Source organism: Solimonas flava DSM 18980, assembly GCF_000426685.1.
GTDB lineage: Bacteria > Pseudomonadota > Gammaproteobacteria > Nevskiales > Nevskiaceae > Solimonas > Solimonas flava.
Window position 1 is genome coordinate 40849 of the sequence record NZ_AUFV01000007.1, and the last position, 21131, is coordinate 61979.

General features: G+C 68.2%; 18 protein-coding genes. 9 read left to right on the top strand and 9 right to left on the bottom strand.

What is annotated here, in order from left to right; translation table 11 throughout:
- The first annotated feature begins 37 nt into the window (after positions 1–37).
- The 3 genes from K343_RS23320 (at position 38) to htpG (ending at position 5677) form a co-directional block, all read left to right on the top strand.
- Positions 38–1708, top strand: coding sequence for a serine hydrolase domain-containing protein (locus K343_RS23320; protein WP_051278044.1), 1671 nt, complete (start codon positions 38–40; stop codon positions 1706–1708).
- Positions 1709–1784: 76 nt separating this feature from the next.
- A complete protein-coding gene (locus K343_RS0107675; RefSeq protein WP_028007565.1) occupies positions 1785–3722 on the top strand; it encodes a S9 family peptidase in 1938 nt (645 codons plus the stop codon).
- Between the two features lie 89 nt (positions 3723–3811).
- Complete coding sequence (htpG, locus tag K343_RS0107680; protein WP_028007566.1) at positions 3812–5677, top strand: molecular chaperone HtpG; 1866 nt, start codon at positions 3812–3814, stop codon at positions 5675–5677.
- A 30-nt stretch (positions 5678–5707) separates the two neighbouring features.
- Here htpG and K343_RS0107685 read toward each other — a convergent pair whose 3' ends face one another.
- On the bottom strand, positions 5708–6439 hold the full coding sequence (locus tag K343_RS0107685; protein ID WP_051278045.1) for a murein L,D-transpeptidase catalytic domain family protein: 732 nt from the start codon (positions 6437–6439) through the stop codon (positions 5708–5710).
- Between the two features lie 213 nt (positions 6440–6652).
- Between K343_RS0107685 and K343_RS0107690 the strand changes: the two genes are divergently transcribed.
- Together K343_RS0107690 and K343_RS0107695 are read left to right on the top strand one after the other, a co-directional pair.
- On the top strand, positions 6653–8299 hold the full coding sequence (locus tag K343_RS0107690; RefSeq protein WP_028007568.1) for a L,D-transpeptidase family protein: 1647 nt from the start codon (positions 6653–6655) through the stop codon (positions 8297–8299).
- Positions 8300–8383: 84 nt separating this feature from the next.
- On the top strand, positions 8384–9319 hold the full coding sequence (locus tag K343_RS0107695) for a hypothetical protein (protein ID WP_028007569.1): 936 nt from the start codon (positions 8384–8386) through the stop codon (positions 9317–9319).
- Positions 9320–9493: 174 nt separating this feature from the next.
- Here K343_RS0107695 and K343_RS0107700 read toward each other — a convergent pair whose 3' ends face one another.
- The 4 genes from K343_RS0107700 to K343_RS0107715 all read right to left on the bottom strand — a co-directional run bounded on the left by K343_RS0107700 (position 9494) and on the right by K343_RS0107715 (position 12356).
- Positions 9494–9958 (bottom strand): C40 family peptidase, encoded by a 465-nt coding sequence (locus K343_RS0107700; protein ID WP_043112304.1) that lies wholly within the window; start codon positions 9956–9958, stop codon positions 9494–9496.
- Between the two features lie 2 nt (positions 9959–9960).
- The gene (locus K343_RS0107705) at positions 9961–10587 is read right to left on the bottom strand and encodes a glutathione S-transferase family protein (RefSeq protein ID WP_051278046.1); all 627 of its coding nucleotides are present in this window, start codon (positions 10585–10587) and stop codon (positions 9961–9963) included.
- Between the two features lie 115 nt (positions 10588–10702).
- Positions 10703–11659 (bottom strand): thioredoxin-disulfide reductase, encoded by a 957-nt coding sequence (gene trxB, locus K343_RS0107710; RefSeq protein ID WP_028007572.1) that lies wholly within the window; start codon positions 11657–11659, stop codon positions 10703–10705.
- 103 nt (positions 11660–11762) lie between these two features.
- Complete coding sequence (locus K343_RS0107715; RefSeq protein ID WP_028007573.1) at positions 11763–12356, bottom strand: peroxiredoxin; 594 nt, start codon at positions 12354–12356, stop codon at positions 11763–11765.
- A gap of 245 nt (positions 12357–12601) precedes the next feature.
- Between K343_RS0107715 and phoB the strand changes: the two genes are divergently transcribed.
- From phoB to K343_RS0107730, 3 genes are all read left to right on the top strand, one after another.
- Positions 12602–13294 (top strand): phosphate regulon transcriptional regulator PhoB, encoded by a 693-nt coding sequence (gene phoB, locus K343_RS0107720; protein WP_043112364.1) that lies wholly within the window; start codon positions 12602–12604, stop codon positions 13292–13294.
- A 79-nt stretch (positions 13295–13373) separates the two neighbouring features.
- Complete coding sequence (phoR, locus tag K343_RS0107725; RefSeq protein WP_028007575.1) at positions 13374–14735, top strand: phosphate regulon sensor histidine kinase PhoR; 1362 nt, start codon at positions 13374–13376, stop codon at positions 14733–14735.
- Between the two features lie 98 nt (positions 14736–14833).
- The gene (locus K343_RS0107730; RefSeq protein ID WP_154662480.1) at positions 14834–16066 is read left to right on the top strand and encodes a GGDEF domain-containing protein; all 1233 of its coding nucleotides are present in this window, start codon (positions 14834–14836) and stop codon (positions 16064–16066) included.
- Between the two features lie 196 nt (positions 16067–16262).
- Here the strand turns inward: K343_RS0107730 and pstB are convergent, their stop codons facing one another.
- From pstB to pstS, 4 genes are read right to left on the bottom strand one after another with little or no spacing between them, the layout of a single operon-like run.
- Positions 16263–17081, bottom strand: a complete 819-nt coding sequence (gene pstB, locus K343_RS0107735; protein ID WP_245585143.1) for a phosphate ABC transporter ATP-binding protein PstB — start codon at positions 17079–17081, stop codon at positions 16263–16265.
- A 16-nt stretch (positions 17082–17097) separates the two neighbouring features.
- Positions 17098–17955 carry a phosphate ABC transporter permease PstA gene (gene pstA, locus K343_RS0107740; RefSeq protein ID WP_028007578.1) on the bottom strand — a complete coding sequence of 286 codons (858 nt, stop codon included), beginning with the start codon at positions 17953–17955 and terminating at the stop codon, positions 17098–17100.
- A 1-nt stretch (position 17956) separates the two neighbouring features.
- Complete coding sequence (gene pstC, locus K343_RS0107745) at positions 17957–18994, bottom strand: phosphate ABC transporter permease subunit PstC (RefSeq protein WP_051278047.1); 1038 nt, start codon at positions 18992–18994, stop codon at positions 17957–17959.
- Positions 18995–19028: 34 nt separating this feature from the next.
- A complete protein-coding gene (gene pstS / locus K343_RS0107750) occupies positions 19029–20078 on the bottom strand; it encodes a phosphate ABC transporter substrate-binding protein PstS (protein WP_028007580.1) in 1050 nt (349 codons plus the stop codon).
- Between the two features lie 325 nt (positions 20079–20403).
- Between pstS and phoU the strand changes: the two genes are divergently transcribed.
- Entirely contained in the window at positions 20404–21120 is a 717-nt protein-coding gene (gene phoU, locus K343_RS0107755; protein ID WP_028007581.1) for a phosphate signaling complex protein PhoU, read from the top strand.
- Positions 21121–21131 lie beyond the last annotated feature (11 nt).

Sequence of the window (21131 nt, forward strand, 5' to 3'; positions counted from 1 at the left end):
TGCGCCCGAGTCAGGAGGTCCGCTTTTCGTGAACGAGATGCCCGTGTCCGATCCCGCCGCGCTGCAGGCGCGGCTCGATGAGCTGTTCGCGCCGCAGAATCGCGGCGACGCGCCGGGGCTGACGGTCGCGGTCGCCCGGCAGGGCCGGATGCTTTACCGGCGCGGCTTCGGCCTGGCCAGCATCGAGCACGGCGTCGCCAACCGCCCGGCGACGCGCATGCGCATCGGCTCGACGACCAAGCAGTTCACCTGCCTGTCGGTCCTGCTGCTCGCCGAGGAAGGCCGCCTCGATCTGGATGCCGACGTGCGCGCCGTGCTGCCGGAGATGCCGCGCTTCACCGCGCCGCTGACGGCGCGCCAGCTGATGCAGCACAGCAGCGGCCTGCGCTGTCACCTGGACCTGTGGATGCTGGCGACCGGCAGCAAGGCGCGCCTGCCGGACGGCGAGCCCTACGCCCAGCTGCTGCGCCTGCGCGAACTCAACTTTGCGCCGGGCGAGCGCATGATCTACTGCAACGGCGGCTACGTGGTGCTCGCGCAGCTGATCGAGCGTCTGTCCGGGCTGTCGCTGGGCGCGTTCTTCGAGCGCCGCATTTTCAAGCCGCTGCGCATGCTCGACACCGAACTGCTGCCGCGCGACGGCCAGCTGCTGCCGGGTTGCGCCGGTCTGCACGTGCGCGCCGGCGACGGTTACGTGCGCGGCCAGATTCCGCTGCCGATGAGCGGCGACGGCGGCCTCGTCTCGACGGTCGACGATCTGCTGATCTGGCTGCGCCACATGGACGCGCCGGTGATCGGCAGCGCACGCAGCTGGGCGGCGATGCGGGCGCCGACGCGTTTCACCGGCGGCACCGAAGGCGACTACGGCCTGGGCCTGATCCGTCGGCCGTATCGCGGCGTGACGCTGCTCGGCCACGCCGGCGCGGTGATCGGCGGTCTGGCGGAATGCGTGAAGGTGCCCGAGCACGGCCTCGACATCGCGCTGCTCGCCAATCGCTCCGACGTGCCGACCGCCGAGCTGGTCAAGCGCATCGTCGATCTCGTGCTCGGCGAACGGCTCGCGCCGCCGCCGCCGCGCGCCACCGTCGCCGGCAGCGCCGCGTTCGAAGGGCTTTACTGCCATGCCTACAGCGGCCAGCTGCTCGGCGTTGTTGCCAGCGGCGAGCATCTGGCGGCGGATTTCGCCGGCCTGAAGCTGCCGCTCTGGCAGCGCGGGGATGATCTGGTCGCCGCCGGCAGCGTCGGCGATGTCGTGTTCCGGCGCCCCGCCGGCGCCGCCGATGCGCCGGGCGATCTGGACGTCATCGAATGCGGCATCGCGCAGCGCTTTCGCCGGCTCGGCGCGGCGCCGGACGCGCTGAGCGCCGGCGCGGCTGCGCTCGCCGGTCGTTACCGCAGCGCCGAACTGCCGGCCGAGGCCGAGATCTTCGAGGTCGACGGCCGCTGGCTGCTCGGCGTGCAGGCGCGCCACGGACGCACGCTGTACGCGATGACGCCGCTCGACGTCGACCTCTGGTCGATCGCACTCGCCGACGGCTCGCTGCCGTATCGCCAGCTGCTGACGGTGGCGCGCGACGGCGCGCAGGTATCCGGCCTGCAGCTGTCGTCGCTGCGCACGCGGCGGCTGGCGTTCGCGCGGGTCGGTGCCGATGCGGCGCCCTGCCTCGGCCGCGGCTGGCTCGAGGGCTTCACGTTCGCGCCGGCCTGAGCCGGCGACCGCTTCTTTCCCATTCCGAATTTCCGCGCCCCATTTCCGCGCCCAACTTCCGCACCAAGGTCCGCCCGTGACTGCCTCCGCTCCGCTGTTGCCCCGATCCCTGCTGCTCGGCAATCCGAGCCGTGCCGCGCCGCTGCTCAGCCCCGACGGCCGGCGCATCAGCTTCATCGCGCCGCTCGACGGCGTGCTCAACATCTGGATCGCGCCGGCCGACGATCCCGCCGCCGCGCGGCCGCTGACGCGCGACACCGGCCGCGGTATCCGCCAGCACGGCTGGGCGCACGCCGGCACGCATCTCTGGTATCTGCAGGACGAGGGCGGCAACGAGAACTTCCATCTGTACTCGGTGCCGATCGACGGCGGCGCCGCGCTCGACCTGACGCCGTACCCACGCGTGCAGGCGCGCATCGTCGGTTTCAGCCGCCGCTTTCCGCGCGAGGCGCTGGTGGCGGTCAATCACCGCGATCCGCGCTGGCACGACGTGCTGCGCATCGACCTCGGCGACGGGCGCACGACGACGGTTTGCGAGAACCACGGATTCGCGCAGTTCCTTGCCGACGACGCGCTGCAGCTGCGCGTCGCACTGCGCAACACCGCCGACGGCGGCCGCGACGTGCTGGTGCCGGACGGTGCGGGCTGGCGCGAGCTGTTCCATATCGGCCGCGACGACGTCATCACCAGCAGCCCGCTCGCGGTCGGGCCCGACGACAGCGGATTGCTGTACTTCCTCGACAGCCGCGGCCGCGACACCGCGGCGGCGGTGGCGATCGACGCCGCCAGCGGTGCCGTGACGGCGCTCGGCGCGCATCCGCGCACCGACGTGCTCGGCGTGGTCTTCAATCCGCAGACGCGCCGGCCCGAGGCCTACCGCACCGACGAGCTGCAGCCGGAATGGACCGTCATCGATCCCGCCGTCGAGGCCGACTTCCGCCATCTGCGCGCGCAGGCCTCGGGCGATTTCCGCATCGTCGATCGCAGCGCCGACGACCGCCGCTGGATCGTCGTGTTCTCCTGCGACCGCCTGCCCGGGCACTACTACCTGTACGAGCGCGACAGCGGCCGGCTCGCGTTTCTGTTCTCGGCGCGCCCGGATCTCGAAGGCTGGACGCTGGCGGCGATGCGCGCGGTGGCGATCGAGGCGCGCGACGGCCGGCGTCTGGTGTCGTACCTGAGCCTGCCGCCGGACGCGTCGCCGGCGGCCGGTCCGCTGCCGATGGTGCTGCTCGTGCACGGCGGACCGTGGTCGCGCGATCACTACGGCTACAACCCGGAGCACCAGTTCTTCGCCAGCCGCGGCTACGCCGTGCTCAGCGTCAACTTCCGCGGCTCGACCGGCTTCGGCAAGGACTTCGTCAACGCCGGCGATCTCGAATGGGGCGGCCGCATGCACGAGGACCTGCTCGACGCGGTCGAGTGGGCGGTGACGCAGGGCATCGCGCAGCGCGAGCGCATCGCCATCATGGGCGGCAGCTACGGCGGCTACGCCGCACTGGCCGGCCTCAGCTTCACGCCGGAGGTGTTCGCCTGCGGCATCGACATCGTCGGGCCGTCGAATCTCGAAACGCTTCTGTCGAGCTTTCCGGCGTACTGGGCGCCGCTGTTCGAGAACTTCGCGCAGCGCGTCGGCGATCCGCGCACCGAGGCCGGCCGCGCACTACTGCGTGCGCGCTCGCCGCTGCATTGCTGTGAGCGCATCGTGCGGCCGCTGCTGATCGCGCAGGGCGCCAACGACGTGCGCGTGACGCGCGCCGAGTCCGACCAGATCGTCGAGACCCTGCAGCGCAACGGCCAGCCGGTGATCTACGCGCTCTATCCGGACGAGGGTCACGGCTTCGCCAGGCCGCAGAACCGGCTGTCGTTCATGGCGATCGCCGAGGCCTTCCTGGCCTCGGTGCTCGGCGGCCGCTGCCAGCCGTACGGCGACGATCTCGGCGCTTCCAGCCTCGTCATCCTCGCCGGCGCCGAGCAGGTCGCGGCGATCAACGCGTCGGGTTGTTCAGGGTGAATTTCCGAGCCCGACGGCCCCTGGCCCTTGAAAAGATTCCGGAAAGGCCTTAACTACGCGGCCACCGAGTTCTCAGGGAGGTGATAGGAATGGCGGTCGAAAAGCGTGAATTCCAGGCGGAAGTGCGGCATCTGCTGCACCTGATGATCCATTCGCTGTACTCGAACAAGGAAATCTTCCTGCGCGAGCTGATTTCGAATGCCTCGGATGCCTGCGACAAGCTGCGCTTCGAGGCGATCGCCAGGCCCGAGCTGCTCGGCGGCGACGAGCTCGCAGTCGAGCTGATTCCCGATCCGGCGGCGGGCACGCTGACGATCCGCGACAACGGCGTCGGCATGTCGCGCGACGAGGTGATCGAGAACCTCGGCACGATCGCGCGCTCGGGCACGCGCAAGTTCATCGAGTCGCTGTCCGGTGACCAGAAGAAGGACTCGCAGCTGATCGGCCAGTTCGGCGTCGGCTTCTACTCCGCCTACATCGTCGCCGACCGGGTGACGGTGCTGAGCAAGCGTACCGACGCCGACGCGGTGCGCTGGGAATCGGACGGGCAGGGCGAGTTTTCCGTCGAGCCCTCGTTCAAGCTCGACCGCGGCACCGAGGTGATCCTGCACCTGCGCGAGGACGACAAGGAATTTCTGGAGCCGGTGCGTCTGGCGACGATCGTGCGCCGCTACTCGGACCACATCGGCCTGCCGATCAAGCTCAAGAACGACAAGGGCGAGCTCGAGACGCTGAATCAGGCGCGCGCGTTCTGGACGCGGCCGAAGTCCGAGCTCAAGGACGAGGACTACGCGAAATTCTACGAGCAGATCGCGCACGACTATCAGGCGCCGCTGGCCTGGGCGCATCACAAGGTCGAAGGCACGATCGAGTACACCTCGCTGCTCTACATTCCGTCGCACGCGCCGTTCGATCTCTGGGATCGCGAGCAGTCGCGCGGCGTGCAGCTCTACGTCAAACGCGTCTTCATCATGGACAAGGCGGCCGAGCTGCTGCCGCCGTACCTGCGCTTCGTGCGTGGCGTGGTCGACACGCCGGACCTGCCGCTGAACGTTTCGCGCGAGATCCTGCAGGGCAATCGCACGGTCGAGAAGATCCGCGGCGCGCTGGTCAAGCGCGTGCTCGATCTGCTCGACGACATGGCCGCCAACAAGCCGGACGACTACGCGAAATTCTGGGCGGCGTTCGGCGTGGTGCTGAAGGAGGGCATCGTCGAGGATGCCGCCAACCGCGAGCGCATCGCCCGCCTGTGCCGCTTCCATTCGACCGCCGCGCCGGATCAGCCGGAGGTTTCGCTCGAAGCCTACGTGGCGCGCATGCCGGCCGAGCAGGGCGGCATCTACTATCTGACTGCCGACACGCTGGCGGCCGCGCGCAGCTCGCCGCATCTGGAGGGTTTCCGCGCCCGCAACTTCGAGGTGCTGCTGCTCGTCGACCGCATCGATGAATGGGTGGTCGGCCATCTGAACGAATTCGGTGGCAAGAAGCTGGAATCGGTGTCGCGGGCGTCCAGGGATCTCGAAAGCAAGATCGAGACGCCGGACAAGGCGCGCCTCGAAGGCGAGTACAAGGACGTGCTCGAACACCTGCAGAAGACACTCGGCGAGCGCGTCGAGTCGGTGCGGCTGTCGTCGCGCCTGACCGAGTCGCCGTCATGCCTGGTGGCCGGCGAATACGCGCTGTCGCGCCGGCTCGAGGAAATGCTCAAGCGCGCCGGCGAGCAGGCGCCGTCGTCGCGGCCGATCCTCGAACTCAATCCGACCCATCCGCTGGTCGAGAAGCTGAAGGCGACCGCCGACGAGGCGACGTTCGCCGATCTCGGCGAGCTGCTGTTCGGTCAGGCGGTGCTCGCCGAAGGCGGCCAGCTCGACGATCCGGCCGGCTTCGTGCGCCGCCTGAACAAGCTGCTGCTTGGCGGCACCGGCGGCAACGCCGGCCGCATCATCGTCGGCTGAAAGACTGCGCCGCTGCCGCGCCCGCAGCGTTCAGGGCGCGGCGGCGGCGGTACGGATGAAGCTCGGCGTGCGCGTCTCGCGGCGCGCGGTGACCGTCGCGCAGTGCAGGAAGCGCGACGACGCCAGCCAGTGCGAATCCGGGTAGTACGAGAATAGCAGCTGGCCGTTCTTCATCGCGTCGATCAGCGGCCGTGCGATGCCGGCGCGCACCGCCGGGCAGCCCCAGCTGCGGCCGATGCGACCCTGCTTGGCGCCGAGCGCGGCGTCGACGTACGGAGCGCCGTGAATGACCAGCGCGCGCTGCAGCGCCAGATCGTTGACGCCCGGTTCGAGCCCGGCCAGACGCAGCGAATAGCCGTTGCCGCCCTGATAGCTGTTCAGGGTGCGGAACAGGCCGAGGCTCGACTGCAGGCTGCCGTCGCGGTTCGAGAAGCGTTCGGCGTAGCGCTCGCCGGAGTTGCGGCCATGCGCGACGAGTTCGCGGAACAGCAGCCGGCGCTCGCCGAGATCGAAGATCCACAGTCGCGGCTGTGTCGACGGCAGCGAGTAGTCGATCAGCGCCAGGCGCCGCGCGTCGCCGATCTCATCGGCCGACTGTGCGCAGCTCAGCGCGTCGAGCGCGGCCTGCAGGGCCTGCGGCTGCGCATCGGGCGCGGCGCGGTGCAGGTCGGTGTAGAGCGAGGAGGCGTCCGCGGCGTGTGCGCAGAACGGAAGCAACAGGGCAGCGCATGCGGACGCTACGGCCGATCGGAAAGACTGCATTTTCAAAACACCGTGTCTGGCGGTGCGGCTGGCGCCCGGGGCGCGACCGCAACCATGGGGGAAACAGGACGGGCATCCGGGGCGGCCATCGCGTCCGATGCGAAGATGCCGGACCGCCGGGTGCGCCTGCATGGTACCGGCTGGCGGCGGATTCGCCAAATGGACCGCGCCCGGCCGGGACGCTACCGTGACGGCCCTTCACGAGGACAGCACATGCACGGACGCGCACGCGCTCTGGCCGTCACCATCGTTTTCTTCTTCGTCTGCGCGCTGCCGGGACCGCCGGCGCGCGCCGCGGCGGCGGACGCCGCCGTGCTGGCCGACGCGCAGCAGCGGCTGGCGGCGCGCGCGGCACCGCTGCGCGCGCGCGCCGAGGCGCAGCTGGCGGCGGTGCCCGGCAGCGCCACGCCGCCGCTCGGCTTCGACGAGGCGATCGGGCTGTTCTACGACGCGCGCGGCGGCCGGCCGGCGTGGACCGATCCGCAGCGGCGCGCGGCGCTGGCGGCGGCGTTGCGCGGTCTTGCCGACGACGGCCTCGATCCGGCGGGCTACCAGCTCGCCGAGGTCGACCGCCCGGCGCCGGCGGCGTCGGGCCAGACGCTGGCCGACGACGACTGGCGGGTGACGCACAGTGCGATGCTGGCGCTGCTGCATCTGTATCGCGGCAAGGTCGAGCCCGGCACGCTCGATACGCACTGGAACTTCGTGCCGCGCGCGATCGATCCGCAAGCCGGCCTGCGCGCGTTCGCCGCGGCCGTCGACAGCGGCGATTTCGCCGGCCTGTTCGCGGCAGCGCGGCCGGCGCATCCGATCTACGCGCGCATGCGCGCGGCGCTGGGGCGGCTGCGCGCGCTCGATGCGGCCGGCGGCTGGCCGGCGATCGCGGCCGGTCCGTCGCTCAAGCCGGGCGCCGAGGATGCGCGCGTGCCGGTGCTGCGCCGGCGCCTCGCGCTCGACGGCGCGACGCTGACCGCCGACGCGCAGAGTCCGCTGTACGACAGCGAGCTGCAGGCGGCAGTGGAGGCTTATCAGGCGGCGCAGTATCTCGACGCCGACGGCGTCGTCGGTCGTGCCACGCTGCAGGCGCTGAACGTGCCGGTGGCGGCGCGCATCGCGCAGCTGCGCGCCAACCTGGAACGCGGCCGCTGGCTGCTGCATCGCGTCGACGGTGATTTCGTGCTGGTCGACGTCGCCGGCTACCGCATCGCGCTGTATCGCCACGGCCAAGCGGTGTGGCGCTCGCGTGTGCAGGTCGGCAAGCCGTACCGCAGCACGCCGATCTTCGAGTCGGCGATCAACATCGTCACCTTCAATCCGACCTGGACGGTGCCGCCGACGATCCTGCGCGAGGACGTGCTGCCGAAGCTGCGCAAGGATCTCGGCTATCTGCAGCGCAACCGCCTGCGCGTGCTCGATGCCAGCGGCCGCGAACTCGATCCGGCATCGATCGACTGGAGCCGGCCCGGCAACGTCACGCTGCGCCAGGATGCCGGCGCCGACAACTCGCTTGGCCGCGTCGCGATACGGTTCCCGAATCCGTACTCCGTCTATCTGCACGACACGCCGCATCAGGCGCTGTTCGACGTGCGGCGACGCGCCTTCAGCTCGGGCTGTATCCGCGTCGAGCGCGCGCTGGAACTCGTCGAGCTGCTGTTCGACGATCCGCAGCGCTGGAACCGCGCGGCGATCGACGCGCAGCTGGCGACCGAGCAAACCCAGAACGTTTCCCTGCCCAGGCCGGTGCCGATCCTGATCGCCTACTGGACGGTCGAGGTCGATGCCGACGGACGGGTGGCGTTCAGGCCCGACGTGTACGATCGCGATCCGGCGTTGATCGCCGCGCTCGATCGCGCACCCTGAGGCAGGGCCTGTCGGCGCGCGCTGACAGATTTCTGACATGGGCCCCGTTACCGTTGCGCCAAACCGGTCCTGCAAGGAGTTCCGATGAATCCGCGTCTACGCTTCGTTTGCCTGCTCGCCGCCGTTCTCGCCAGCGCCAGCCTGCCGGCGCGCGCCGCGTCGGTCGCCGACCGCGCCAAGGCCGTCACCACCGCTGCGCAGGGTGACGCCGACTGCAAGAAGCTCGGCGATTTCTACTGGGAGATCGGCGACGCCAAGGGCGTGCTCGCCAGCGGCGCCGTCGGCACCGAGTATTCGGCGAACAGCGAAATGAAGATCGCTTCGGCGTCGAAGTTCGTCTGGGGCGCCTACGTGCTCGAGAAGATCGGTCGCAACAACAAGCCGAGCGCCGAGCAGCTCTCGTACCTGGAGATGCGCGCCGGCTACACCAAGCTCAACCCGCTGTTCTGCATGTTCTCCAAGACTTCCGACGATTGCCTCAACAAGCGCGAGAACGGCATGCGCGTCGCTGCCGACGTCGGCAAGTTCTCGTACAACGCCGGCCATGACCAGAAGCTCGCGCAGATCCTCGGGCTCGGCGGCTACACGGCGCAGCGCATGACCGAGGAGGTCATGGGCTACATCGGCCGTGATATCAACCTTTCGTATTCGAGCCCGTCGCCGGCCGGCGGCATGCAGGGCACGCCGGCGGGATACGGCGCGTTCCTGCGCAAGATCCTGTCCGGGCAGCTGCGCATGCACGACTTCCTCGGCTACGAGCCGGTCTGCACCAAGTGCGCGAGCGCCGCCTTCAGCCCGGCGCCGTGGGCCTGGCACTACAGCATCAACCACTGGGTCGAGGACGATCCGCAGAACGGCGATGGTGCGTTCAGCAGCCCGGGCCTGATGGGCTTCTATCCGTGGATCTCCGCCGACAAGAGCACCTATGGCATCGTCGCGCGCCAGAAGCTGTCGACCAGCGCCTACGTCGACTCCGCGGTCTGCGGCCGCAAGCTGCGCGCGGCGTGGATGAAGTCCTGAGCGTACGCGCGGCGCCGGCCTGAGCGGCGGGCTGGCTTTACGCCGAAGCGGCCGGATCTGCAGCCGCAGGTCCGGCCGTTTTTGTCGGGAAGTTTCGCGCCGGCGCGCCGCGAAGAAGGCGAGCTCGGCTTGGCCTGCGGTGGCGAGCGCAGTGCGGCCGGGCTCGCCGCCGGTTCAGGGCAGCACGCGCACCGCGTCGACGAAGTGCTTCTGCCAGTAGGCGAGGTGCACGCCGGCGACGATCACCGAGCGGCCGCTCGCCGGCGCGTGCACCGCCTCGTCGTCGCCGAGATAGATCGCGACGTGATCGATGCCGCGGCCGCTGAAGCTGTAAAACAGCAGATCGCCGGGCACCGCGTCGTCGAGGTCGATCCGGCGGCCGGCGGCGTGCTGTTCGCGCGTCGTGCGCGGCACTTTCACGCCGACCTGCGCGTAGACGTACTGCACCAGACCGCTGCAGTCGTAACCGGCCGGCGTCGCGCCGCCGTAGCGATACGGCCGGCCGATCTGGCCGAGCGCTTCGAGCACGATCGCGCGCCGCGTGCCGTCATTGGCGGGGTCCGGCCGCACGCCGCCGCCGCAGGCGGCGAGCATCAGCAGCAGCGCCAGCGCCGCGCCGCGCCAGGCGGACCGGCGCATGGTCACGCTGCCTGCGGCGCCGTCTTCTGCATCGACGGGCGCTCGCTGAACTGCGCGTACCAGGCGGCGAGGGCGTCGTGGTGCTTGCGCCACTCCAGGTACGGCATGCGGAAATCCAGATAGCCGAGCGCGCAGCCGACGGTGATCTCGACCGTGGTCGGCGTCTCGGAATTCAGCTCGGCGGCCTCGGCATCGAGCTGATCGATCGCGCGGCGCATCGCCGCGATCTGACGGTCGAGGAAGACCTGATAGATGATGCCTTCGGGCCGCCGTTTCTCGTTGGTCGAGGCCACCGCCGCATCGATGATGCCCTCGGCCAGATACTGGCGGCGCAGCGCGCCCCAGCGGCGGGCGCCGCTCGGCAGCGCGGCGAGCCCGTGCCCGCGCGTGAACAGATAGCTCATGATCAGGTTCGAGTCGGGCAGTGCCTCGCCCTGCTCGGTGATCAGCACCGGCACCTTCGACAGCGGGTTGATCTTGAGGAATTCCGCCGGCGGGTTGTACGGATCGACGTCGATTTCCTCGATCTGCTCGCCGAGCCCCAGCTCCTCGATCACGGCGCGCACGCGGCGCGTGTACGGTGAGGCCAGGTTGCGATACAGCCGCATCTTGTTGTCGGTTTCGCTCATCGGCGCGCAGTCATGATACGGACCTGCGCATTATCGCCGCCGGTCTTGCGCGCACGCAAAGCAAAACGCCCCGGATCAAGGACCCGGGGCGTCGCTTGCGCAGCGTCGGTGGCGTTCAGACGGCGGCGAGCTTGTCCAGATAGCGCTCGGCATCGAGCGCGGCCTGGCAGCCGGTGCCGGCCGAGGTGATCGCCTGACGGTAGACGTGATCCATCACGTCGCCGGCGGCGAACACGCCGGGCACGCTGGTCGCGGTGGCGTCGCCGTTGGTGCCGGAGTGCACCTGGATGTAGCCGCCGTTCATCTTCAGCTGGCCTTCGAAGATCGCCGTGTTCGGCGAGTGGCCGATGGCGATGAACACGCCCTTGAGCGGCACGTCGCGGGTCGTATCGTCCTTGAGGTTCCGGACGCGCATGCCGGTGACGCCGGAGTCGTCGCCCAGCACTTCCTCGAGCGTCGAATCCCAGATGATGTCGACCTTGCCTTCGGCCTGCTTCTTGAACAGCTTGTCATGCAGGATCTTCTCGCCCTTGAACTTGTCGCGCCGATGCACGATGGTGACCTTGCTGGCGATGTTGGCGAGGTACAGCGCTTCCTCGACGGCGGTGTTGCCGCCGCCGATCACCGCCACTTCCTGGCCCTTGTAGAAGAAGCCGTCGCAGGTCGCGCAGGCGGACACGCCCTTGCCGCGGAACGACTGCTCGCTCGGCAGGCCCAGATACTTGGCGCTGGCGCCGGTGGTGACGATCAGTGCGTCGCAGCTGTACTCGCCCTGGTCGCCCTTGAGCGTGAACGGACGGCGCGAGAGATCGACCGCGTGAATGTGGTCGTAGACGAAGGTCGTCTCGAAGCGCTCGGCATGCTTTTGCATGCGGGCCATCAGATCCGGCCCCATCAGGCCTTCGACGTCGCCCGGCCAGTTGTCGACTTCGGTCGTCGTCATCAGCTGGCCGCCGACTTCCAGGCCGGTGATCAGCACCGGCTTGAGGTTGGCGCGCGCCGCGTACACGGCGGCCGTGTAACCGGCGGGGCCGGAGCCGAGGATGATCAGGCGGTGGTGCTGCGTGCTCATGGTGCGTCTCGGGTTCGGGGCTGCGATGGATCGCGGGTGCATCCGCAGATGGGGGCGGCGGCCCGGATTTCCAGAGCCGCCGCCCGCGGATGCGTTCAGCCGCTCAGAGCTGGGTGCCGTGCTTGGCCAGGTAGTCGGCGACGCCTTCGGCGGTCGCCTTCATGCCAGCCTCGCCCTTCTTCCAGCCGGCCGGGCAGACTTCGCCGTGCTCCTCGGTGAACTGCAGCGCGTCGATCAGGCGCAGGGCCTCGTCGACGTTGCGGCCCAGCGGCAGGTTGTTGACGGTGGCGCTCTGCACGACGCCGGCCTTGTCGATCAGGAAGGTGGCGCGGAAGGCGACGGCGTCCTGGTGCTCGACGCCGTAGGCGCGGGTGATCTCGTGGTTGACGTCGGCGACCAGCGGGAAGCCGACCGGGCCGATGCCGCCCTTCTCGATCGGCGTGCTGCGCCAGGCGAAGTGCGAGAACTGGCTGTCGATCGACACGCCGATCACCTGCACGCCGCGCGCCGCGAATTCCTTCACGCGATGGTCATGGGCGATGATTTCGGACGGGCACACGAAGGTGAAGTCGAGCGGATAGAAGAACAGCAGGACGTACTGGCCCTTGTAGTCGGACAGCTTGATCTGCTTGAAGCTGCCGTCGGCCATCACGGCGTTGGCCTTGAAATCGGGAGCGGGGCGGTTGACGAGCGTCATACTGGGGAATTCCTCAGGCGGCGGATGTGGAGAAACGCCCTGTGGCGGCCGGCGGGAACGGGCGGCGACAGCGCGGCCGACGCATGCTAAGCAGCGTCTTCCGATAGGTCAAAGCATTTGTTCATATTCGCCTCATAGCGGGACTCAATGCTTCATCGTGCTATCGCATTGTTTGCGGAGGCTTGTCATCGAAACGTCACCCATTGTTCATATGCTGCCGTTGTCATTAAATGGAAAGCATGTCGATGCAGGGAAAACTCATTCTGGTCGTCGATGACGAGGCGCCGATCCGCGAGATGCTGCGTTTCGCGCTCGGCCGCGCCGACTTCCGGGTCGTCGAGGCGTCTGGCGCGCAGGAAGCGCGCCTGCGCATTGCCGACGAGCGCCCGGACCTGATCCTGATGGACTGGATGATGCCGGGCATGTCCGGCGTCGAGCTGACGCGCGAGCTGAAGAGCCAGGCGATGACGCGCGACATCCCCGTCATCATGGTGACGGCGCGCGTCGAGGAAGAGGACAAGGTGCGCGGTCTCAACATCGGCTGCGACGACTACGTCTCCAAGCCGTTCTCGTATCCGGAGCTGATCGCCCGCATCCAGGCGGTGCTGCGGCGCGCGATGCCGGGCGGTGAGGAGGAGCGTCTGGCGATCAACGGCCTGGAGGTCGACGCCGCCAGCCAGCGTGTCACCGCCAAGGGCCAGCCGGTGCGGCTCGGGCCGACCGAGTATCGGCTGCTGCATTTCTTCGTCAGCCACCCGGAGCGGGTCTACACGCGCGAACAGGTTCTCGACCGCGTCTGGGGCCAGAACGTCTACGTCGAGGAACGCACGGTCGACGTGCACATCCGCCGCCTGCGCAAGGCGCTCGAGCCGTTCGGCTATGATGAAATGATCCAGACGGTGCGGGGCTCCGGGTACCGCTTCTCCGAAAAGATCTGATCACGCGACGATGACAGGGCCGGTGACAACAAGGCCGGCCACGAGTGCGCCGCAGCCGGGATCGGCGCCGCGCAACGGCGTGGCCGACGATTTTCCGTACGCCGAGCTCTGGTGGCGCGGCGTCGGCAAGCTGGCTGTCATCGCCCTGATCGGCGCCGCTGCCGGCGCGATCTTCGGCTATTCCGCGCTCGGTGCGCTGGCCGCCGTGCTGATCTTCGTGCTGCTGCAGCTGCGCCAGCTGATCCGCCTGCGCGCCTGGCTGCATGCCCCGAAGCGGCATTTCCTGCCCGATGCCGGCGGCATCTGGGGCGAGGTCTTCGACCTGCTGATCGACCTTCAGCGCAAGAACCGCAAGCGCAAGAAGAAGCTCGCGCTGATGCTGGCCGAATTCCAGGCGTCGACGGCGGCGCTGCCGGACGGTGCCGTGGTGCTCGCCGATCGCGGCGAGATTTCCTGGTTCAATACCGCGGCCCGCCAGCTGCTCGGCCTGCGCGCGCCGCAGGATCTCGGCATCCGCATTCCGAACCTGATCCGCCATCCGAGCTTCACGGAGTTCTTCGAGGCCGGCGATTTCGAGCTGGAAACCGAGGCGCCGTCGCCGATCAACCGCAACCGCATGCTGTCGCTGCGCATCATCCCGTACGGCAACGAGCAGAAGCTGCTGATCGTCCGCGACATCTCGGAGCGCCGGCAGCTGGAGGCGGCACGCCGCGATTTCGTCGCCAACGCTTCGCACGAGCTGCGCACGCCGCTGACCGTGCTGCGCGGCTATCTCGATCTGATGGAGATGGATACGCAGGGTGCCGGGCCGCTGGCCGGCTGGCGCACGCCGGTGCTGGAGATGCGCAACCAGGCGCTACGCATGGAAGCGCTCATCAACGACATGCTCAAGCTGGCGCGCCTCGAAGCCGACCGCGCGCATATGCGCGACGAGCTGTTGCAGGCGCCGACGCTGGTGGCGCGTGCGGTCGAGGAAGCCAAGGCGGTATCGAAGGGCCAGCATCGCTTCGAGCAGATGGTCGAGCCGGACCTGCTGCTGCTCGGTGGCGAGATCGAGTTCTACAGCATCATCATCAATCTGCTGACCAACGCCGTCCGCTACACGCCAGCCGGCGGGGCGATCCGCGTCAGCTGGGAACGCGCCGGCGACAGCGCACGTTTCGCCGTGGCCGATACCGGCATCGGCGTTGCGCCCGAGGATATTCCGCGGCTGACCGAGCGCTTCTACCGCGTCGACGTCGGCCGCTCGCGCGCTTCCGGGGGCACCGGCCTGGGCCTGTCGATCGTCAAGCATGCGCTCGAAGCTTTCGATGCCCAGCTCGAGATCGAGAGCGAGGTCGGCGTCGGCTCCACGTTCATCTGCCGCTTCCCGCCGCACCGCGTCCAGGACGCCGCCAGCGCCGCGCTGGCGGCCGCCGAGCGCGGCGCCGATCCGGACTGAGCCGGATCGATCCGGCCGGGCGTCGCCGTTGATCCGCCCGATCGTGCCGGTTGCAGGACGTGTTGGGCAAGGCCGCCGCAGCGGCCGAGAATGCGGGCATGCCGATGCTGCTCGACGCCCGCACCCTGTATCTGGAAATGTTCGCGACCTGCGTCGTGCTGGGCGTTGCCGAGCTCGTCTTCTACCTGCGGCGGCCGCAAAGCCACGGCGTCGGCTGGTGGGCGCTGGCCAATCTCGGCGCCGCGCTCGGCACGCTGTTGATCGGCCTGCGCGGCTACGTGCCGGCAATCTGGTCGATTGCGGTCGGTAACGCAGTGGCGGTCGCAGCGGTCGCTGCCGCCTGGTTCGGCATGCTGGCCTACGACCGGCGCCGACTGCCGCGTTGGGCCGCGGTACTGCCGGTGCTGGCGCTGTTCGCCGCGCTGGCGATTCCGTCGCCGCTCAGTGCCGACCTTGCTTCGCGCATCGTCGTCGTCGGCCTGGCGCTCGCCGGCTTCGAGCTGCTCATCGCGGCGGCGGCGGTGCGCATCGCTCGTCGCGACGGCTCGATCGCGGCCTGGATCTGCACGGTCCTGATGGTGCTGTGCGCGCTCGTCAACCTCGCGCGCGTCGTCGTGGTGCTGCGCTATGGCGCCGGCGACGACTACATGGGCCGCAACGCCCTGCATTCGCTGCTGCTGTTCGTGCTGATTCCAGCGTACGCCGGCTGGAACATGAGCCTGATGATGATGTCGATGGAGCGTACGCAACGCTCGCTGGCACGGGCCGCGCGTACCGACGCGATGACCGGCGTGCTTAATCGCGAGGGCTTTCGCGAGCAGGCCGAGGCGCGAGTCCGTGACGCGCTGCAGGCCGGACGGCCGCTGGTGATGGCGCTGGTCGACCTCGATCACTTCAAGCTCATCAACGACCGCGGCGGCCACGCCGCCGGCGACGCGGCGCTGTGCCGCTTCGCGCAGATCGCCGCCGTGCAGCTGCGCGGCCGCGACCTGCTCGGCCGCTACGGCGGCGATGAGTTCGCGATGCTGCTCGAGGACATCGACGCCGCCCAGGCCGAGCGCATCGCCGCGCGGTTGTGCCAGCGTTTCTCGGAGGCGATGCGCGGCGTGGTCGACGGCGCCAGCCCGACGCTGAGCATCGGCGTCGCCGTGCTCGAGCCGGACCTGACGCTGGACACGCTGATCGGGTTCGCCGACGTGGCGCTGTACCGCGCCAAGGCAGGCGGCCGCAACGGGGTGGCGCTGGTTCGCGACCTGCAGGCGCTGGGCGCGACGGTGCCGCCGGAGTCCCCGGCGCCGCGCCGCGACGGCGAGGCGCTGCTGTTCGACTGAGCCGGAAAGTCTGTGCCGCCGGCGTTTTCCGCCGGCGCCGCCTCGAATGCGGCCCGGTCTTGCGGCGCCGCGCGCCGGCGTCTGGCAGCGGACGCGTATTGCAGCGCAGGTCCTCCGGCACAAAAAAAGAGGCACGCGATGCGTGCCTCTGCTTGTGAATCGTCGCGCGATGCGCCGCGTTGCCGCGGCGTGGCGATCAGCCGAAACGGCCGGTGATGTAGTCCTCGGTGCGCGATTCGCGCGGCTTGGTGAAGACCTGGTCGGTGGTGCCGAACTCGATCAGCTCGCCGAGGTACATGAACGCCGAGAAATCGGCGGCGCGCGCGGCCTGCTGCATGTTGTGGGTGACGATCGCGATCGTGTAGTCGACCTTGAGCTGGTAGATCAGCTCTTCGATCTTGGCGGTCGAGATCGGATCGAGCGCCGAAGTCGGCTCGTCGAGCAGCAGCACCTGCGGGCGCACCGCCACCGAGCGGGCGATGCAGAGGCGCTGCTGCTGGCCGCCCGACAGGCCGAGGCCCGAGGCGTGCAGCTTGTCCTTGACCTCGTCCCACAGCGCCGTGCGCTTGAGCGCGTCCTCGACGCGGTCGTTCATTTCCGACTTCGGCACCTTCTCGTAGAGGCGGATGCCGAACGCGATGTTGTCGTAGATCGACATCGGGAACGGCGTCGGCTTCTGGAACACCATGCCGATGCGCGCGCGCAGCAGGTTGAGATCGGTCTTCGGGTCGAGGATGTTCTTGCCGTCGAGCAGCACCTCGCCCTCGGCGCGCTGGCCGGGGTAGAGGTCGTACATGCGGTTGAGGATGCGCAGCAGCGTCGACTTGCCGCAGCCCGAGGGGCCGATGAAGGCCGTGACCTTGCGGTCGTAGAGCGGCAGCGAAATGCTCTTCAGTGCCTTGTAGTCGCCGTAGTAGAAATTCAGGTTTCGCACGGAAACCTTTTCCTGCAGCGTTTCGGCAACGGGTTCGGTGAGCACGGTTTTCGTCAGTTCGACGTTGGGACGGGTTTGCATGTTTGCGTCCATGGTATCAGCGGTCACTGGCCCGGGGAGAAGAGAGGGTGCGGGCGATGATGTTGAGGCTGAGAACGGCAACGGTGATCAGCAGAGCGCCGACCCAGGCCAGCTGCTGCCAGTCTTCGTAGGGCGAAAGCGCGAACTGGAAGATGACGACCGGCAGGTTCGCCATCGGCGCGTTCATATTCACGCTCCAGAACTGGTTGTTCAGCGAGGTGAACAGCAGTGGCGCGGTCTCGCCGCTGATGCGCGCGATCGCCAGCAGCGTGCCGGTGATCAGGCCGGCGCGGGCGGCGCGGTAGCAGACCTTCTGGATGACCAGCCAGCGCGGAGCGCCGAGGGCGCTGGCGGCTTCGCGCAGGCTGTCCGGCACCAGCAGCAGCATGTCCTCGGTGGTGCGCACGACGACCGGCAGCACCAGGATCGACAGTGCCACGCAGCCGGCCCAGGCCGAGAAGTGGCCCATCGGCTGCACCATGATCTCGTAGACGAACAGACCGACCACGATCGAAGGCGCCGACAGCAGCACGTCGTTGATGAAGCGCACGACCGACGTGAGGCCGTTGTTGCGTCCGTACTCGGCCATGTAGGTGCCGGCCAGGATGCCGACCGGCGTGCCGATCAGGGTCGCCACCAGCGTCTGTATCAGGCTGCCGAAGATCGCGTTGAGCAGGCCGCCGCTGCTGCCGGGCGGCGGCGTCATTTGCGTGAACACCGCCAGCGACACGCCTGAGGCGCCCTTGAGGACCAGCGTCGCGAGAATCCAGACCAGTGCCACCATGCCGGCGCCGGCGGCGCCGCACGACAGCACCATTGCCGCCTGATTGCGACGCCGGCGGCGTTTGTAGAGCGTCATGCTCGAATCATTCATGTCAGTGGCCTTCCGCACGCTTCATGCGCAGCAGCAGCAGGCGGGCGCCGGCCAGGACGATGAAGGTGATGACGAAGAGAATCAGGCCGAGCGCGATCAGCGACGAGGTGTACAGCTCGCCGTCGGCTTCGGTGAATTCGTTGGCGATGCTGGCCGAGATCGTCGTGCCGGGCGCGAGCAGCGAGTGGCTGATGCGATGCGCGTTGCCGATGACGAAGGTCACCGCCATGGTCTCGCCGAGCGCGCGGCCGAGGCCGAGCATGACGCCGCCGATGACGCCGGTCTTGGTGAAGGGCAGGACCACGTGGCGGACGACTTCCCAGGTCGTGCAGCCGAGGCCGTAAGCCGATTCCTTGAGCATCGGCGGCACGGTCTCGAACACGTCGCGGGTGATCGAGGTGATGAACGGCAGCACCATGATGCTGAGGATCAGCGATGCCGTCAGGATGCCGATGCCGTACGGCGGTCCGGCGAACAGCGACGACAGTACCGGCACGTTCTCGAACGCGCCGATCAGCAGCGGTTGCACGTACTTCTGCAGCAGCGGGGCCAGCACGAACAGGCCCCAGATGCCATAGATGATGCTGGGAATGCCGGCGAGCAGCTCGATCGCGGTGCTGATCGGGCGCTTCAGGCGCGGCGGGCACAGCTCGGTGATGAAGATGGCGATGCCGATGCTGATCGGCACGCCGATCAGCATCGCGATCAGCGACGTGACGATCGTGCCGTAGACGGGAGCCGCGGCGCCGAACTTCTCGGTCACCGGATTCCAGGATTGGGTGTGGATGAACGAAAATCCGAAGGTCTTGAGCGCGGGCAGCGCGCCGTCGACCAGCGACAGGATGACGCCGGTCAGCATGACCAGCACGACGATGGCCGCGCTGCGCGTCGAAATGCGCAGGAGGCTGTCCAGCAACTTGTTACGCGCCAGCGTGGACGAGGTCCTGCCGGCAACGGCGGTGACGGCGTTATTCACGACACTCCCTGACACGCGAGCCTGTACGCAATTGTAATGTGACAGCGAGAGGAGGGGGCGCATGGCGCCCCCTCCTGTTTTCGCGACAGTCTACTTCTTACTTCGTCCAGACCGGCTTGCCGCCGTCACGGATGTTGTCCATCCAGGCCTTTTCGACCATGTCGACGACCGGCTTCGGCATCGCCACGTAGTCGAGTTCGTCGGCCATCTTGCCGCCGTTCTTGTACGCCCAGTCGAAGAACTTCAGCGCGATCAGCGAGTCGGCCGCGTTGACCGGCTTCTTGTACATGATGATGAACGTCGCGGCGGTCATCGGCCAGCTGTCGGCGCCCGGCTGGTCGGCGAGGATCAGGTAGAAGTTCTTGGTCTTCGACCAGTCCGCGTTGGCAGCGGCGGCGGCGAACGTTTCGCTGCTCGGCGAGACGATCTTGCCGTCCTTGTTCACCATCTTCGTGTACGTCATCTTGTTCTGCAGCGCGTAGGCGTACTCGACGTAGCCGATCGAGCCTTCGGTCTGCGTGACCGTGGCCGACACGCCTTCGTTACCCTTGCCGCCGATGCCGACCGGCCATTCGACCGAAGCGTCGACGCCGACGTTGACGCGCCACGATTCGCTGACCTGACCCAGGTAGTAGGTGAAGTTGAAGGTCGTGCCCGAGCCGTCCGAGCGGTGGGCGACCGCGATCGCGGTCTTCGGCAGGTTGACGCCCGGGTTCAGCTTGGCGATCGCCGCGTCGTTCCACTTGGTGATGCGGCCCTGGAAGATGTCGGCGAGGGTCTTGCCGTCCAGCGTCAGCTGGCCCGGGGCGATGCCCTTGACGTTGATGACCGGCACCACGCCGCCCATCACCATCGGCCACTGGATGGCGCCCATTTCGTCGAGCTCTTCCGGCTTCAGCGGCTTGTCGGACGCGCCGAACGTGACCGTCTTGGCCTTGATCTGCTTGATGCCGCCGCCCGAACCGATCGACTGATAATTCAGGCCGATGTTGGTCTCCTTCTTATAGGCGTCCGCCCACTTGGCGTAGATCGGATAGGGGAAGGTCGCGCCGGCGCCCGAGATATCGGCGGCCATCGCGGTGCCGGCGAGGGCGGCGCCCGCGAAGGCGAGCGACACGCGCGCGAGGGTCTTGCGGAAAACGGTCACTGGGGTGTCTCCGTTGTAGTGGATGAATCATCGTGGGTATCGATGAGCGGCGCGAGGTTAACGGCCCTGTTTTACAGTTTCGTTGCAATGTCCCGCCGGCGGCCGGATGGCGCGAGCCGGGCGACTTTATATCGCTCCGGCCGGCGTTTTCACGGAAATGCCGCCGACATGTCATTTGGCCGTCATAAACAGACCGCAGAGTGCCGCGCCTGCGCCACGCCCACCCGCCGGCGCGCCCGCCCCGCCACGCTGTGAAAACCGCGGACGGAATGTCTATAGTCACGAGCAGAGCCGCGGCTCACCAATCACCGGATCACGCAAGCACATGGACAAGCCGATTTTCCGCCAACACATTTCGAGCCAGTTCAACGCCGAGCTCGAAGACGTGCGCCAGCGCGTCATGGCGATGGGTGGCCTGGTCGAGCAGCAGATCGTCGACGCCACCACGGCGTTGATGGACCTGGATGCCGATCTCGCCGAGCAGGTCAATCTCAACGACTTCAAGATCAATCAGCTCGAGGTCTCGATCGACGAGGAATGCTCGCGCATCCTCGCCCGCCGTCAGCCGACGGCCAGCGACCTGCGCCTGGTCTACGCCGTGATCAAGACCATCACCGACCTCGAACGCATCGGCGACGAGGCCGGCAAGGTCGCGCGCATGGCCAAGGATCTGGCCGCGCAGGAGCGGATTCACGAGAACATGCGCGAGGTCCAGCACCTGTCGCGCCAGGTTTCGCAGATGGTTCGCGACGCGCTCGATGCCTTCGCCCGCATGGACGCCGAGGCGGCGCTGAACGTCGCCCGCCAGGACCGCGAGGTCGACCGCGAGTACGAAGCGCTGCTGCGCCAGTGCATCACCTTCATGATGGAAGACCCGCGCACGATCGGCCGGGTGATGGACATCATCTGGTGCGTGCGCTCGCTGGAGCGCATGGGCGACCATGCCAAGAACATTTCCGAGTACGTGATCTACTTCGTCAAGGGCAAGGACGTCCGCCACCTGTCGCTGGAGACGGTGGAAAAGGAAATCACCTCGAACTGATGGCGCGCGCG